Raw genomic sequence first — 13,973 nt, 5'->3', positions numbered from 1 at the left:
CGACAACCGCCCTGAGTTCGCGAACATTGCCCGGCCAGTCGGCGCCGGTCAGCCAGGCCTCGGCGTCCGGTGAACCGGTCGGGGAAGACGGCCGGCCCCAGCAGCGGCCCGCCGAATGAAGTGTCGGGTCAGTTCGAGGATATCGCCACGTCGCAGGCGTAAAGCCGGAACCTGAAGCTGGGTCCCGGCAAGACCGAACCTCAAGCGATCGGGCCAATGTGAAAGCGCCTCCGTCCGGGTCGTCGTGGCGAGGGTACGGACCGGCGAAGCGGCCTCGATCACGCCGGCAAGAAGGCCGAAGACCTGGGGGGCCAGCGCCTCGGCCGATTTGAGGACCAGAACGCCTTCGGCGACCGCCTGAACACGCGCCATCTGTTCCTCCGGCGAGAGCGCCGCGAGATCGAGCGACACGAAAGGCCGGTCCCGCTGGGTTGAGGCGGCGTGGATCGCCTGAGCCGCGAGCGTCTTTCCGGCGCCGGACTCGCCTGTGATCAGGACCGGGCTTTCCGTGCCGGCCAGCCTGCCGACCCGGGCGCGCAGTCGGTCCGCTGCGGGAGAGGCGCCGATAATAAGCGTGTCCGACGGGACGGCGGGCGGCTCGCGCCCTTGCTCCCGCCGGCGGCGTCTCAAGGCCACGGCGTCGGTGACGGCCGTAGTCAGCCGCGCGTTGCTCCAGGGTTTCATGATGAAATCGCCGGCCCCGGCGCGCATGGCCGCGACGGCGATCCCGACCCCGCTATGGCCTGTGACGACAAGGACGACCGCATCCGGATCCAGCGCCACGATCCGACGCAGGGCGTCCAGCCCCTCCTCGCCCGACCGGGCCCCCGGTCGGAAATTCAGGTCAAGGAGGATTGCGTCGACACGCGCTTCAGCCAACGCCGCCCAGATGTCCTCCGGCCGCTGGATCGTCGCGACCTCGAACCCGGCACGCCGGAGAACGAGCGTCCCCGCCTTCAACACGTCAGCGTCGTCGTCGATGAAGAGCACCCGGCCAGCCGTCGCTTCGTTGGGGAGTGCAGCGGTGACGGACATAAGGACTTTCGGTGTTCGAAAATGAACACAGGTAAGATCGCGACGACGAAAAGATCAAGCCGAGCGGGGCTTTAGGTCGATATCACGCGGCACGGTAAGCTTTGTTGCATGAGCCAGGCCGACCCGTCTTCCGATCCCCCGCCTTCCGCCACGCCGCCGGCGGGCGCCATGGATCGTCGCCTGCCTCGCAAGCGGTTCAGGCCTGGCCGCGTCGTCATGGGCGTAGCGGCGGCCGCCTTCGTGACCGTGATCGCGGTGCTGATCTGGCGCACCCTGCCTGGAAGCGGCGAGCTGGTGGTGAACGAGGCCGACCTCGTCACCGCAACGGCGCAGCAAGCGATCTTCGAGGACGCCCTTCCCGTCCGCGCCGTCGCAGCGCCCCTGCGCACGGTCCAGATCGTCGCGATCGAGGGGGGACAGGTCCAAAACGTGCAGGTCGAGGACGGCGCCCGTCTGACCGCCGGCCAGCCCCTGGCGATCCTGTCCAACCCGCGGCTGCGCATGGAGGTGACGGCGAGCGAGGCCCAGATCGCCGGTCAACTCGGCGACGCCCGGGGCCAGCAGCTCCAGATTTCGCGCAGCCGGTTGGATCGGGAACAGGCGATCAGCGAAACCGCGTTCAATCTGCTCAACGCCGAGCGCGAACTGGGCATCCGCTCAAGCCTGCACGCCAAGGGCATCGTCTCCGACGCCGGTCTGTTGGAGTCGCAGGCTCTGGCCGACTACCATCGCAACCGGCTGCAGAGCCTCAGGCGAGCCGAGCCGTCCGAAAACCAGTTGGCGCAACGCCAGCTCGAGGGCGTCTTGTCCTCATCCAACCAACTGCAATCCAACCTCTCGGCCGTCCGCGCCAGCTTGGACGCCCTGACCATTCGCGCGCCGGTCGCCGGTCGCCTGACCGCGTTTGACCTCCAGCCCGGCCAACCCCTGACGGCGGGCGCCGTGGTCGGCCAGATCGATTCAGAAGACGCCTACAAGCTCGTCGCCGAGGTGGACGAATTCTATCTCGCGCGCGTCAGCGCAGGCCAGGGCGCGACAGCAACCCTTGAAGGCAAGACCTGGCCCCTGACGGTTTCACGGGTTCTGCCGCAGGTCGCCAACGGCCGGTTCACCGCCGAACTGGTGTTCCGGAGGACGACGCCGCCGAACCTGCGTCGAGGCCAAACCCTAGATCTGCGCATCACGCTCGGCGAGAGCCGTCCAGCGCTCGTCCTGCCGACGGGCGCCTGGCTTGAAGGGTCCGGCGGCGCCTTTGTCTATGTGCTCGACGCCGACGGTCGCCGCGCGACCAAGCGGGCCATCCGCCTGGGACGGCGCAGTCCGACCCAGGTCGAGGTTCTCGACGGCCTCGCCGCCAACGACCGCATTGTCGCCTCCTCCTACGCCGCTTTCGACGCGCGACCGCGCCTCGTTCTCCGCTGACGATTTCTCCTCGACGAAGGAACATTCATGATCACTCTGGCCGGAATCCAGCGTCTGTATCGATCCGATGAGGTCGAGACCGCCGCGCTTCGCGACATCGAACTGAACGTCGAGAAGGGCGAGTTCGTCGCCGTCATGGGCCCCTCGGGCTGCGGCAAGTCCACGCTCCTGAACATTATCGGCCTGATCGATAAACCGACCGGCGGGCGCTATCTGTTCAAGGACGAGGATGTGGCCCAGGCCGAGGAGGCGGCCCTGGCGGCCATTCGCGCGCGGCACCTGGGCTTCATCTTCCAGAGCTTCAACCTGATCGACGAACTGACCGTCGCCGAGAATATCGAACTGGGCCTCATCTATCGCCGCAAGATGGCGGGTCCGGAGCGGAAAAGCCGGATCGCCTCGGCCATGGACCGGGTCGGCATCGCGCACAGGGCGGGCCACTATCCGCATCAACTCTCCGGGGGTCAGCAGCAGCGCGCGGCCATCGCCCGGGCCATCGTCGGCCAGCCCGACCTGATCCTGGCCGATGAACCGACCGGCAACCTCGACAGCGAGAACGGCGCCCAGGTGATGGAAATTCTCAAGGGTCTGAACGCCGAGGGGGCCACCATCGTCATGGTGACCCACTCCGCGGCCCAGGCCGATGAAGCCGGTCGCATCGTCGACATGCTGGACGGGCGCATCGTCGCCGGCGTCCGTCGCGCGGCCTGAGGAGAGCGCCATGTTCGTCCACTATCTGAAGACGCTCTACCGGTCCCTGAGCCGTCACAGGCTCTATACGGCGATCAATATCGGCGGTCTGGCCGTCGGGATCGCCGTCTTCCTGATCCTGTTGCTGACCGTCCGCTACGAAATGGGCTTTGATCGCTGGACGCCCAACGCCGATCAGATCTATCGCCTCAGCGCCGTCACCCGCTGGCCCGGCGGAGAGCCGGGCTTTTCCGGCAATGTCCAAAGCGTCGCTGTCGACCTGATCAAGGAGGACTATCCCCAGATCACCGCCGCAACACGGGTGATGGGCGGCGGAGCCAGGATCAGGGCGGGAGGGCCTATCATCGAAGAGAGCATGGCCCTTGTCGACACCGACTTCTTCAAGGTGTTCGACCTGCCCCTGATTGAGGGCGACAAGGCCCACGCCCTGGACGACCCCGGCTCGGTGGTGCTGAGCCAGACGGTCGCCAAGCGTCTGTTCCCCGAGGGTTCCGCCCTGGGTCGATCGGTCGTCCGCCTGGTGCGAGGCCAGGAGCGGGCCTATCGGGTCACGGCGGTGATGAAGGATCTTCCGGCCGACAGCTCGCTCGACCTGAATATGCTGTTCCCGATCAATCGGGCGGATTTCGACATCGACGAGGCCGCCAACACCTTCGACCGCTGGGGCAGTTTCAACACCTCGGCCTATTTCCGGATCCCCAATGCGGACCAGGCCCGGGCGGTCGGCGCCGATCTGGCGAACTTCGTGACACGGCGCATTCCGCCGGACGCCCTGCCGTCCCCGATCAACGAGACCCTCAAATACAGCCTGACGCGCCTCACCGACATTCATTTCGCCGACGCGCGCGATCCGAATGCGGAACGATCCGCCAATGCGACCGACGTGGCGGTGCTTGGAATCGTGGGGCTGATGACCCTGGTCATCGCCGCCCTGAACTATGTCAACCTGGCCAGCGCACGGGCGGGTCTGAGGGCGCGCGAGGTGGCGGTGCGCAAGGCGCTGGGGGCGACGTCACGCGTCCTGACGTTGCAGTTCCTGGTCGAGGCCCTCGTCCTGGCGTCCGCTGCCGCCCTGTTCGGCCTGGCCCTGACCGAACTTATCCTGCCGGTGGTCAACGCCTATGGCGGGACGACGCTGAAGCTCCAGTATCTCGGTGTCGACGGCGTGGTGCTGATGGTCGCCGCCACGGCCCTGATTGTCGGCGTCGGCGTCGGCGCAGGAGCCTGGCCCGCCCTTGCCCTCTCGCGGTTCGCGCCCGCCGGGGTTCTGGCCTCGGCCCGCTCGCCTGGGGGCGGCCGCGCCGGATCGCAGCTTCGCAGCATCCTGGTGGTCGTCCAGTTCACGGTCGCCCTGGTGTTCAGCATCTGCACCTTCGTCATGCTGGTCCAGAGCCACCATCTGCGCACCGCCGATCTCGGCTTTAGGCGCGAGGGCATCCTGATCCTGGAACGGTTCTGGGGATCGGAGTTGGACGGTCGCCGCGCCGGTCTGCTGGATCAATACCGGCGTATCCCCGGGGTGGTCTCCATCGCCGTGTCCAGCCGTTCGCCCGCCACCGGTTCGGTGTCGCAGACCAATGTCTCCAGGCCGGGTCATGTCGGCGAGGAACCGGCGGTGGTCATTGAGGAAATTGGCCCCGACTACTTCAAGACCTATGGCGTGAACCTGGCCGCCGGACGCCCGTTCAATCCCGAGAACAGGCTGGACGACTCCAGAGCCGAAGACGGAGATTCCCCGGAAACCGGCGCCATCGGCCATAACGTCATGCTGAGCGAAAGCGCCCTTCCGATACTCGGCTTCTCCAGCGCGGCCTCGGCTGTGGGCCAGACCGTGCGATTCGGCGGCGAGCCCATGACGGTGATCGGGATCGTGCGCGATGTCCGTTTCCGGTCACCGCGTGACCAGATTCCGCCACTCCTCTATCGATACCGCAGTGATGACATCCCCGGAGGCGTCCTCGTCGTGCGCTACAACGGCGATCCGATCGCCATTCGCGCCGCCATGAAACGCGCCTGGAGCCTCGCTGCGCCGACCGTCCCCTTCGAGGCCAAGACCGTGGCTCAGATGCTGGAGCCGTACTACAAGCCCGAGGACCAGCGCAGTCGCCTGTTCGGTCTCGGGGCGGGGGTCGCCATCCTGATCGGCGCGCTCGGTCTGTACGGCATGGCCGCCTTCGTGACGGCGCGACGGACGCGCGAGATCGGCATTCGCAAGACCTTGGGCGCCTCCACGAGCGAGGTGCTGGGTCTGCTGGTCAGCGAGTTCCTCAGGCCCGTGGGTGTGGCCGCAGTCATCGCCTGTCCGTTGGCCTTCCTGCTGATGAGCCGCTGGCTCGAGCGGTTCGACGATCGCGTCGGCCTGTCGCCTTTGGCCTTCATCCTGCCAGTCGTCGGGGCGGTTCTTATCGCCGTTCTGACCGTTCTGGGTCACGCCGTAGCGACAGCGCGATCCGAGCCGGCCAAGGCTTTGAGAAGTCTCTAGGAGCGACCCGGCACACCATCGGAGGGTCCAGCCCGTGCCGCACGGACAGCGGACCTTCCGGAACCCCTCCTGAACCGACAGGGCGCGCGCATCCAAGTCCTCTCGGCGCACGAGCACGAGACGCCCTACGGCCGTAACACCCGATGATCAGTGGCTCACAAAGCGACCACCGAGAGCGATTTCAGGACAGCTGAAAGCCCCATCATGCGTTCTGCGTGTGGCCAGTGCTGCGGCGAAAAACAGACTTTCCCAACCGCCGCTTTGAGTCAGTAGGAGCGGTTGTCGAGAAAGGTCAGATTGCCGCCACGTCGGCATAATCCCGAACATTAGGATCGTACCGTTCCGTCGCCGGTTCAGCCTGAACAGGCGTCCATCGTGGATCTGAAATCTTCGGGTCGCTGCCTGGATCATCGCCGGACGATGGGCGACGACTATTCGCGTCATCGATAAGGATTTCACCAGAGTGGTAATGACCTCTTCCGACGCCTCGTCCAGGTTCGCGGTTCCTTCGTCGAGCACCAGAACTTGGGGGTTTCCATAAAGGGCGCGAGCCATGAAAATCCTCTGCTTCTGGCCACTCGACAGGGTCGAGCCCATGTCGCCGACCCGGGTGAGGTATTGGAGCGGCATACGCTCGATGTCTCCACGAAGCCCGACAAGATCGATGACTTCGCGAACTCGCGACATGCTCAGCTCTGGATCGAAGAACGCGACGTTCTCGGCGATCGTTCCCGCGAGGAGGCGATCATCCTGAGACACGAAGCCGAGACGCGTACGCCAGTGCCGCCAGCGTTCCGGCGATGCCGGAACCGAATCGACCTCGACGACGCCATCGGTAGGCTTCAGCAGACCGACCATGAGTTTCAGCAGCGTGGTTTTTCCTCCGCCGGACACGCCGCTGATCGCGATGAAATCTCCGGCTTCCACGTCGAGGGTGATGCCCTTGAGGACGTCGCGGTCCGCGGCGCCGTATCGAAACCTGACCTCTGCGAATCGAAGCGCCCCTGAAACCTCGAACGTGGCGATCGTCGCCATCGGTGGAGTTTCGGGCGGCGTCTGGATGATATCCCCAAGGCGATCGAGATGGAGTCCCAGAAGGCGAAACTCGATCAGCTGATTTATGAAGGTCGTGGTCCGGTCGGAAAAGATCTGACGGAAGGCCAGGAAGGCCACCAGCATCCCAGTCGACATCCTGTCTTCCAGAACCATGGATGCGCCCAGGGCAAGGACCGCCACGACCTGCAGGCCGTTCACCAGCGTTTGGGAGGCGTTGATACCAGCATGGAACTTGGCGATCGACGCCAGGCTGTTCATCGCCGCCGCATAGCGCGAGCGCCAATCGGAGACCCGCTCGGCCTCGCGCCCCATGGTCTTGATGGTGGCGGCGGCGCGAACCGTTTCCATCAAATGGGTCTGCTCGCTCGCATACGCTGCGATCCGTTCCTGCATTCGCTGCTGCAGGGGGCCATAGGCGAGTTGGGTGACGAGGAGATCCGCACCGGTTGCCCCACCTGGATACGACCCATGGCGCGAAGCGGCAGATAGACTTCCGCCTCCAGGCGCGCGCCCTCCGGCACGATGACCGCGACCGTCTGTCCGCCTTCCGCGGCGTTACCTTCGCCGACGGGCGAGGAAACGATTCTGCCGCTGATCGGGGCGACGACCAAGTATCCATTGTGTGCCGCCGCCTCACTCTGCCTCTGCGCGAACTGCGCTGCCCGGCCGCTGGTCTCCGCGTCGAGGGTGGCGAGTTCGATGGGGATGGCTGAAATGCGCGATGCCGTCTCCGACGCCTCGCGCTCAAGGGTGTGGACGACATTGAGCATTTGGCTGTGACGGGCTTCGGCTGAAAGAGCCGACACCCGCCGCGCGTCCAGGTCCCGTCGGGTCAGATAGCCCCGCGCCGCGAGTTCTTCGGACCGGGCGAGCTCGCTCCGGGCAAGCTCCCATTGTTCAGTGGAAATCCGAAGCTGATTGCGGGTCTCTGCGAGCTCCTGTTCGATAGACAACCGGCGATCACGGAGCCCGCCGGCCTCGTGAAGCAAGGCCGTTCGCCTGTTCCGGGCCTCGGCCTGAGCGGCCGCCTCTTCTCGCGCAAAGCTCTCGCGCACCATCACGCCGGAATCTCCATCGGGCAGGTGCGGCGAGAGGGTCATGACGGCGATGACGTCTCCGGCGACGACCGTATCGCCTTCCTCGCGCCGAAGCTCGACAACCTCTCCACCCTGCTGTGCGACGACCTCGACCAATCCGCCCTGCGGAGTCAGGGCGCCGGCCAAGACCTCGGTCTCTGGGAGGCGGACGACGCTCACAAAAATCAATCCGAGAAGGCAAGCCCCCGCGGTGACCGCGGCCAGAATTCCGGCCCCGGGCAGCAAAGGCAAGGTTATGGCGCCTTCGAGACGCCCTGGGCGCGGGGAGGCGTCACCGCGAAACAAGGTCGTCATCGGGGGAGATCACTCCACCGCGCAGTCGGCGCTGGTGTAGGCGTCGTTGTAGGAACGGTCGAAGCACTTCTGAAGCCGGCGCAGCACCTTGGCGTTCATGCTGTTGCGGACGCCAGGCGCGGTGCCGAGCGTCGTCACCGCATTGTCCAGACCAGTGCGATCCTTGACCAGAAACGACCAGGTCCCGACGATGTAAGTGTTCCAGTCGAACCCGTCGGGCTCTTCCACCGGCAGGCGTCGCGTGGTGGCGACAACGTGAGCTGCCTCCGCCTCTCGCCCGGCGCTGGCAAGATACTGGGCGAGGTGCCAGCTGAGCACGTTCCGCTGATACTCGGTCACCTGCGGCCCGAAGAGCAGATAGTCTTCCGTCGCCTGCGCCGCCTCGATTTCACATCCGCGTTCGTCGAGGGCGCGGGCCGTTGAGGGCGTCGTCCCTCTCTGATCGAAATCTGCAAAACTCAGCGTCCGGTTGGCGGCACGCTCCTCGGCCGTCAACTGACACGGGGATGAGGCGGGCGCGGCATGGGCCGGAGCGGAAGCCTGGGCAAGCAGCAGCGTGGCAAGCAGGGTCAACATGGAGTTCGTACTTCTGCTGGGCCGCCCTCAGGCGGCGGAGACCAGACGGTCGGCCGGCCCAACCAGTCGCCGACGAGCGGCAGCGCCGGAAACCGCATCATTGGATGCGTCTCTCGCCCGAACCCGCCCGGTGCGGCCAGCACGGCCTTGTCGACACGCTCCAGGTTCTCGCCGGAGAATCGCACAATCACGCTGCCTCCGAGGAAACTGCCCACGAGGTGCCACGCCTATTTGGAGCGTATCGAGCAAGGCCTTCAGTTAATCGACAAAGAAGGCTGAATCATAGGCCGCGACGGGCCGGTCAGGCGCCACCGCAGCGTTGCGGCAGGGGAACGGGTCGAAAATGAAGACGCTTGGGTCCCCCCGATCAGCGAACTGGCGCTCCAGATCGTGCAGCGTGTAGCGCAGTGGATATCGGGCTCCGCCTTCGGCGACCTTGCGCCAAGCATCAACGTCGGGGGCGACCGATTTGGCGTCCGTGACGTCAACATAGGCTTGCTGGACGAACTGAAAGATCACCAGCTTGAGGAAAGCAACTTGTCGAGTTGGCGGTCGTCACCAAGGATATTTATGCCGGTGTCGCTGTTCACACCCCGAACCCAGGTGCGGACGGGCGTATCCTTCAGGGATCGATGAAGGGCCTGATGATAAGTTCCTATCGCGAGGTCCAGGAGTGCTTCCGTCTGCTCAAGCGTCAGGACCGCGAATTTTTGGGGGTCGAGCTCCCATTCCCTGAGCTTCTGCAGCGGGAAGGTCCCGCCTGGCAGCTTCTTGTGGAGCATGGAGTTTAGCGTGGAGAAGAAGCGCTCCACGATGGCCTTGTAGGTCGGGCTTCTTATGGGCGCCCAGCGGATGCTGACACCAAGATCCGTCATTCCGCTTTCGAACGACGTGCCGATGAACTCCAGGCCATTATCGACAACAATCTCGTCGCACTTACCGTAGATGTCAGCGAGCTCCGGGCAGTCTGGAAATAGACTTCGCATCCTGGGTTTAGGCCGATTGGCCCGCCTAATGCACTCGATCACCGAGTACAGCGAAGGCGGTTCGAAGCTCAAAACCCACCCGAGGATGCATCTTGAATGAACGTCCACGATCAGCGTCAGAAACGGCCGCCCGACGTAGCGCCATTGATCCGCATCCATGACGATATGGATGTCCGCAAGCGTATGGTCGATCGTGGCCAGCAGCAGCGGGCGGTGCGCATTCAGCCCCTCGCCAGTGGCCTTGAAGCGCTTGTTCGCTTCCTTTTTCCCGTAACGTGCAGCGACGGTCTCAAAGCACTCCAGGCTGCGAAGATGCTTTCGGAATGCCTCTCTCGACGGCACCGGGACGCCGACGCCCGATCGACTTTCAATCGCGTCGTTGATCCGTTGAAGGCGGTCCACCAGGTCGTCGTAGGCATCGCCGACGCTCAGCTTCAGATTTGACCAGTACGCTGCAGCAGCCTCGTGCATCCGTCGTCGGACCGAGGCTGGCAACCGGTTCCTACGAGAGACACGTCCGGATGCGGAAACCATGGCCCGGAGTGGGCGATCGGTGACTGCGCCTCGCTGGCGTAGCCAGCGGCGGACGGTTGATGCCGATGGCGGCTGATGATGCGCTAGCTGCCGCGGTTTACTTTCCCAGATGACGGCTAGCGCCCTTTGGAGGCTGGCGTCGCTTCGGGAGAAGTCACCCATCCGGTCCAGCGATCGCAGCACGATCTGCCTTACGATCTCTGCGCAGGCCTTTCGCATCCGGGTGTGAACTCGGCCGGCAAGACCAAGAAATCCCCGGTGGACGGGGTCTGCTACGCCCCGGGCGACCCTGATCACCTGATCGTCGTCCATCACACGATCGCAGTGGCCCAGAAGTCCAAATGGCTGACCGATCCGGCCACCGTCAGGCGGCGGTCGGGAAAGACGCCGCCGACCCCGGGCGACGTGATCAAGACGATCGACCTCGTGGCGGCGCGCCGGTGCCGTAACCCGGCCCTGCGCGCGCTCTTGATCCTGACGACCAACCGGGAGATCGAAGAGGACCTGATGTCAGAGGTCACCGCCTATGGGGCGGAACGAAAGCTGGCCGTGGAATTCTGGTCCGGAGCCCGTATCGCCCAGGTGCTGGACACCGACCCGAACGGCCAATGGATACGCCGCAAACGGCTTGGAATCGCGCAGGAACGGTTGTCGACCGACCTGCTTGCAAGCCTGTCCGAAGTCAGCGCCGGACGGTTCTCTGCGGGCGACGACCCGGCCAAACGGGTCGCGCGGCGTCTTGACGAGGCCCTGCTGGTCGACACCCGTCGCCTCGCCTTCGTGGTCGCCCCTTCCGGTTTCGGCAAGACGGTCGCCTGCCATCGGGCGTTGGCGGCGCATGTGGCGGGCGGCGGCTTCGGTCTGGTGCTGGCCCACGAACACGTCGAGCGATCGGCGTCGCTCGAACAGGCGCTCCATGCCGCCCTCCAGGATATCGAACCCTCCCTTTCTGCGACGGAAAGCGTTCTTGGCCTAGCGAGCGAGGACCGCCCTCTCCTAGTGCTGGTCGAAGATGTCAGCCGTTCGCGCGAACCCGGTCGGCTGATTGACAAACTCATGCTCTGGTCGGCTCCGGCGCAGACCGCGCCCGGCGCGTCGAGCGGCCGGGTCCGCATCCTCTGTCCCATCTGGCCGCACCTTCTGTCGCTGGCCAGCCCGGCGCTGGAGCGTGAGCGCGAGGGGGCGCTGTTTCGTCCTCCAGCATTGACCGAGTCGGAGGGGCGGCAGGCGGTCGAACGCGCGGCGCGCGTCGACGGAGCGCCGCTGTCCAAAGCCCGGGCGGGGGCGATCGCCCGGGCGCTGGGCGACGATCCGCTCCTCATCGGCTTGAATCGGGACTGGGACACGCCCGATCCGACAGCGGTGATCGGACGGTATGTGGAGGAATCCGCCAACCGGACCTGCGGGGGATCGGCGACCCGGGCGATCGCGCTCACACGCGCCTTCCTTCGGCTCGGCCGCGAGATGATGGTGCGACGCGTCCTAACCCCTTCATGGACGAAGGTGCTAGCGTGGTCGCTCGATCCGGACGTCGTCCAGTCTCTTGAACGATTAATTGACGCCGGCGATCTTCTCCGGCTCGAGGGCGCAGCGGACGGGCCCTTGCGGTTCCGGCACGACCGAGTCCGCGCCTGGATGCTGGCCCGGGCAGCGCTCGCCCTGCTCGAGGCCGGCGAGCTCGATGACGATCTCGTCGCCGAGCCGGCCTATGCAGAGATCATGGCCGGCCTGTTGCAGCTGATTCCGCCGCGTTCGTCCCTCATCGAGCGGATTACGAACCTTAATCCCCTCGCTCTTTTTCAGGCGCTCGGGATGGGCGGCGCATCGTCCGATCCCTCGGCCGGGATCATTGCGGCCGCGGCGGCGGAGTGGTTGTCCCGGCCGGAGGCCCGGGGGCCGGGTTTGCGCCACCTGCGATGGGAGGCCATGGTCGCCCTCGAGCCAGCGCAGGGCGACTACATTCCCTCCCTCATCGACGCCTTCCCAGAACCCAATGCCGCAGCCCAGCTCGCCAAGCTGAAGAACGGCGACATCGAAGGCGGCGTCGCGGTCTGCGAGCGCTGGGGCCTCAACGCCGCCGCGAGCTGGCTTCCCCGCGCTTGGGAAATCGCCTGCGATGCCTGGGGCGATGGCCTTGTCGCTGCACTGGCCACCGCGCTTGACCAGAGCGAAGCGGGAAGTCCTCGACGCCGCGGGCTCTTGATCCTGGCCGGGATCGCGGGCGCGCCCAGCCTGCGCCCGTGCCTCAGCCGCGCCTGGGACGAAGCCGGCGACCGGATGGCCTTTCTGCGGGATTATCTGTGGGCCTTCGCTCGCTGTACTACGCCGGAGCAGGCAGCTGCCGATCTGGATCCGGTGTGCGGCCTGTGGGCGACCCTGCCGGCACCCAAACAGTATGAACCGGATCGTCGTGGCGCGACGGTCTATAATCTGGCGTCCAATGAGGTCCGCTTAGCCGTCAACCGCCTGCCGCCAATGGGCGCGCTGGATTATTTCTTCGCTCGCGCGCGGTCGCCGGATCTCGACTGGCCGATCCAGCACATGCTGCAGGATGTCGATGACCCCAAGGTCGTGTTGTTCATCGTCGATGTGCTTGCGGAGGCGCGGCGCCGTTCGCTCGACAGCTATACGACATCCGGGCTCCGCTCGATGCACTGGCGATATCAATCGGACGCCGAATGGGCCCCGATGAGCGCGGAGTCGCGCGCCGCCCTTCTTGCGGCGTGGCGGGACACAGACGCGGATCATGCTCGCCGCATCGCCGCGTTCGACTGGTGGAGTTCCAGCCGCGATTCTCGAGATTTGCCGATACTGAGAGCGCTGCAGGATGATCAGGACCTGTCCGACCGGGCCTTCTCCAAGCGGTTGGAACGGGGCGATGTCTCCGCTCACCCGGAGCTCGTTTCAAGGCTGCAGGGGCCGGACCGCTCACGCTGGCTCTACTCCTTGCGCTACGCTTGGTCGCCGCTGCTCGCCGCTGCGTTCGAGGCCCTGCTCGTGGAACTCGGCGAGCGCCCCGAGGCTTTCGGCCTGCCGGAAGGAGAGGTTCCATACGTGCTGGCTGAAGTCTTCCTGCGCATGCCGCGGGCCGACGCGCAAAGGCTGCTGCTGTCGCATTGGCCGGTTTTGGCCCGGTCGCCGCGGTTCATCCAGATCGCGCTCTACGTCGGCACGCCCGAGCTCTACCGCAGGGTGGCCGCCATCGTTGATCACCATGATGATCCGACGACGCTCTTTGACATGTTCACCTCGACCTGGGGCATACGCACCAACGACAACGTCGGCGTCACCCGCGAGGATCAGATCCTCGGCATAGCGCCCTATCTGAAGTTTCTTGAGCCGCATGAAATCAATCAGCTCGCAGACTGTTGTGACGAGCGCGGCTGGTTTGCGACCCGCCGCCGCCTGCTGGATCCACTTATCACGGACAGCCATGTCGACCGGACCGTCGATGACCTGCTGAAGTCATTCGAAGATTGGACCGTGCGCGGATTTCCGATCGAGTCCGCCCTGGACCGGGCGCTCGGCGCAGGCCTGACCCGGCAGGGCATCGTCGGCGCCCTGAGTCGTTGGCTACCGGACGCTCCCTCGAACCGCGCGCTCGCGGTCGCCGCGCAGACGATCTGTCATGTCGGCGGCCGAAGCGATGTCCGCCTGCTTGAAACCTGGCCCGGAACGGATCACGACGCGATGAAGGCCGCTCTCCGGGACACACGGTTCGCCGTAGCTCGACGAACGTTCTAGTGATCGTCAGGCTCGTGGCTGAAGAGCGGGTCGCCG

The 13,973-nt window shown here is 65.5% G+C and carries 10 protein-coding genes and 1 pseudogene; 4 read left to right on the top strand and 7 right to left on the bottom strand.

Annotated features, from left to right (window positions below; translation table 11 throughout):
- Position 1: 1 nt before the first annotated feature.
- Positions 2-52: pseudogene (locus ACW18C_RS12530) on the bottom strand (hypothetical protein); the annotation flags it as partial.
- The gene (locus ACW18C_RS12525; RefSeq protein WP_492071199.1) at positions 49-1,035 is read right to left on the bottom strand and encodes a sigma-54-dependent transcriptional regulator; all 987 of its coding nucleotides are present in this window, start codon (positions 1,033-1,035) and stop codon (positions 49-51) included. The gene ACW18C_RS12525 and the pseudogene ACW18C_RS12530, both read right to left, overlap by 4 nt.
- Before the next feature lie 108 nt (positions 1,036-1,143).
- Here ACW18C_RS12525 and ACW18C_RS12520 point away from each other — a divergent pair, with 108 nt between their 5' ends.
- Genes ACW18C_RS12520 through ACW18C_RS12510 form a run of 3 tightly spaced genes read left to right on the top strand, consistent with a single transcriptional unit; the run spans position 1,144 to position 5,650 of the window.
- Entirely contained in the window at positions 1,144-2,457 is a 1,314-nt protein-coding gene (locus ACW18C_RS12520; RefSeq protein ID WP_492071197.1) for an efflux RND transporter periplasmic adaptor subunit, read from the top strand.
- A 27-nt stretch (positions 2,458-2,484) separates the two neighbouring features.
- The gene (locus ACW18C_RS12515; RefSeq protein ID WP_492071195.1) at positions 2,485-3,168 is read left to right on the top strand and encodes an ABC transporter ATP-binding protein; all 684 of its coding nucleotides are present in this window, start codon (positions 2,485-2,487) and stop codon (positions 3,166-3,168) included.
- A 10-nt stretch (positions 3,169-3,178) separates the two neighbouring features.
- Positions 3,179-5,650, top strand: a complete 2,472-nt coding sequence (locus tag ACW18C_RS12510; RefSeq protein WP_492071194.1) for an ABC transporter permease — start codon at positions 3,179-3,181, stop codon at positions 5,648-5,650.
- A gap of 147 nt (positions 5,651-5,797) precedes the next feature.
- Here the strand turns inward: ACW18C_RS12510 and ACW18C_RS12505 are convergent, their stop codons facing one another.
- The 5 genes from ACW18C_RS12505 to ACW18C_RS12485 all read right to left on the bottom strand — a co-directional run bounded on the left by ACW18C_RS12505 (position 5,798) and on the right by ACW18C_RS12485 (position 10,130).
- Positions 5,798-7,099, bottom strand: coding sequence for a peptidase domain-containing ABC transporter (locus ACW18C_RS12505; protein ID WP_492071192.1), 1,302 nt, complete (start codon positions 7,097-7,099; stop codon positions 5,798-5,800).
- Positions 7,054-8,034 carry an HlyD family secretion protein gene (locus ACW18C_RS12500; RefSeq protein ID WP_492071191.1) on the bottom strand — a complete coding sequence of 327 codons (981 nt, stop codon included), beginning with the start codon at positions 8,032-8,034 and terminating at the stop codon, positions 7,054-7,056. The genes ACW18C_RS12505 and ACW18C_RS12500 overlap by 46 nt, the downstream gene beginning before the upstream one ends.
- 72 nt (positions 8,035-8,106) lie before the next feature.
- Complete coding sequence (locus ACW18C_RS12495) at positions 8,107-8,673, bottom strand: hypothetical protein (RefSeq protein ID WP_492071190.1); 567 nt, start codon at positions 8,671-8,673, stop codon at positions 8,107-8,109.
- A gap of 258 nt (positions 8,674-8,931) precedes the next feature.
- Positions 8,932-9,192, bottom strand: a complete 261-nt coding sequence (locus tag ACW18C_RS12490) for a hypothetical protein (RefSeq protein ID WP_492071189.1) — start codon at positions 9,190-9,192, stop codon at positions 8,932-8,934.
- A complete protein-coding gene (locus tag ACW18C_RS12485; protein WP_492071188.1) occupies positions 9,189-10,130 on the bottom strand; it encodes a TnsB C-terminal domain-containing protein in 942 nt (313 codons plus the stop codon). The genes ACW18C_RS12490 and ACW18C_RS12485 overlap by 4 nt, the downstream gene beginning before the upstream one ends.
- A gap of 189 nt (positions 10,131-10,319) precedes the next feature.
- Between ACW18C_RS12485 and ACW18C_RS12480 the strand changes: the two genes are divergently transcribed.
- Positions 10,320-13,937, top strand: a complete 3,618-nt coding sequence (locus ACW18C_RS12480) for a hypothetical protein (protein WP_492071186.1) — start codon at positions 10,320-10,322, stop codon at positions 13,935-13,937.
- Positions 13,938-13,973 lie beyond the last annotated feature (36 nt).

The organism is Brevundimonas sp. FV1ye7S, assembly GCF_058680995.1.
Note: the sequence above shows the minus strand (reverse complement) of the source record. Positions and strands in the feature narration are given on the sequence as shown.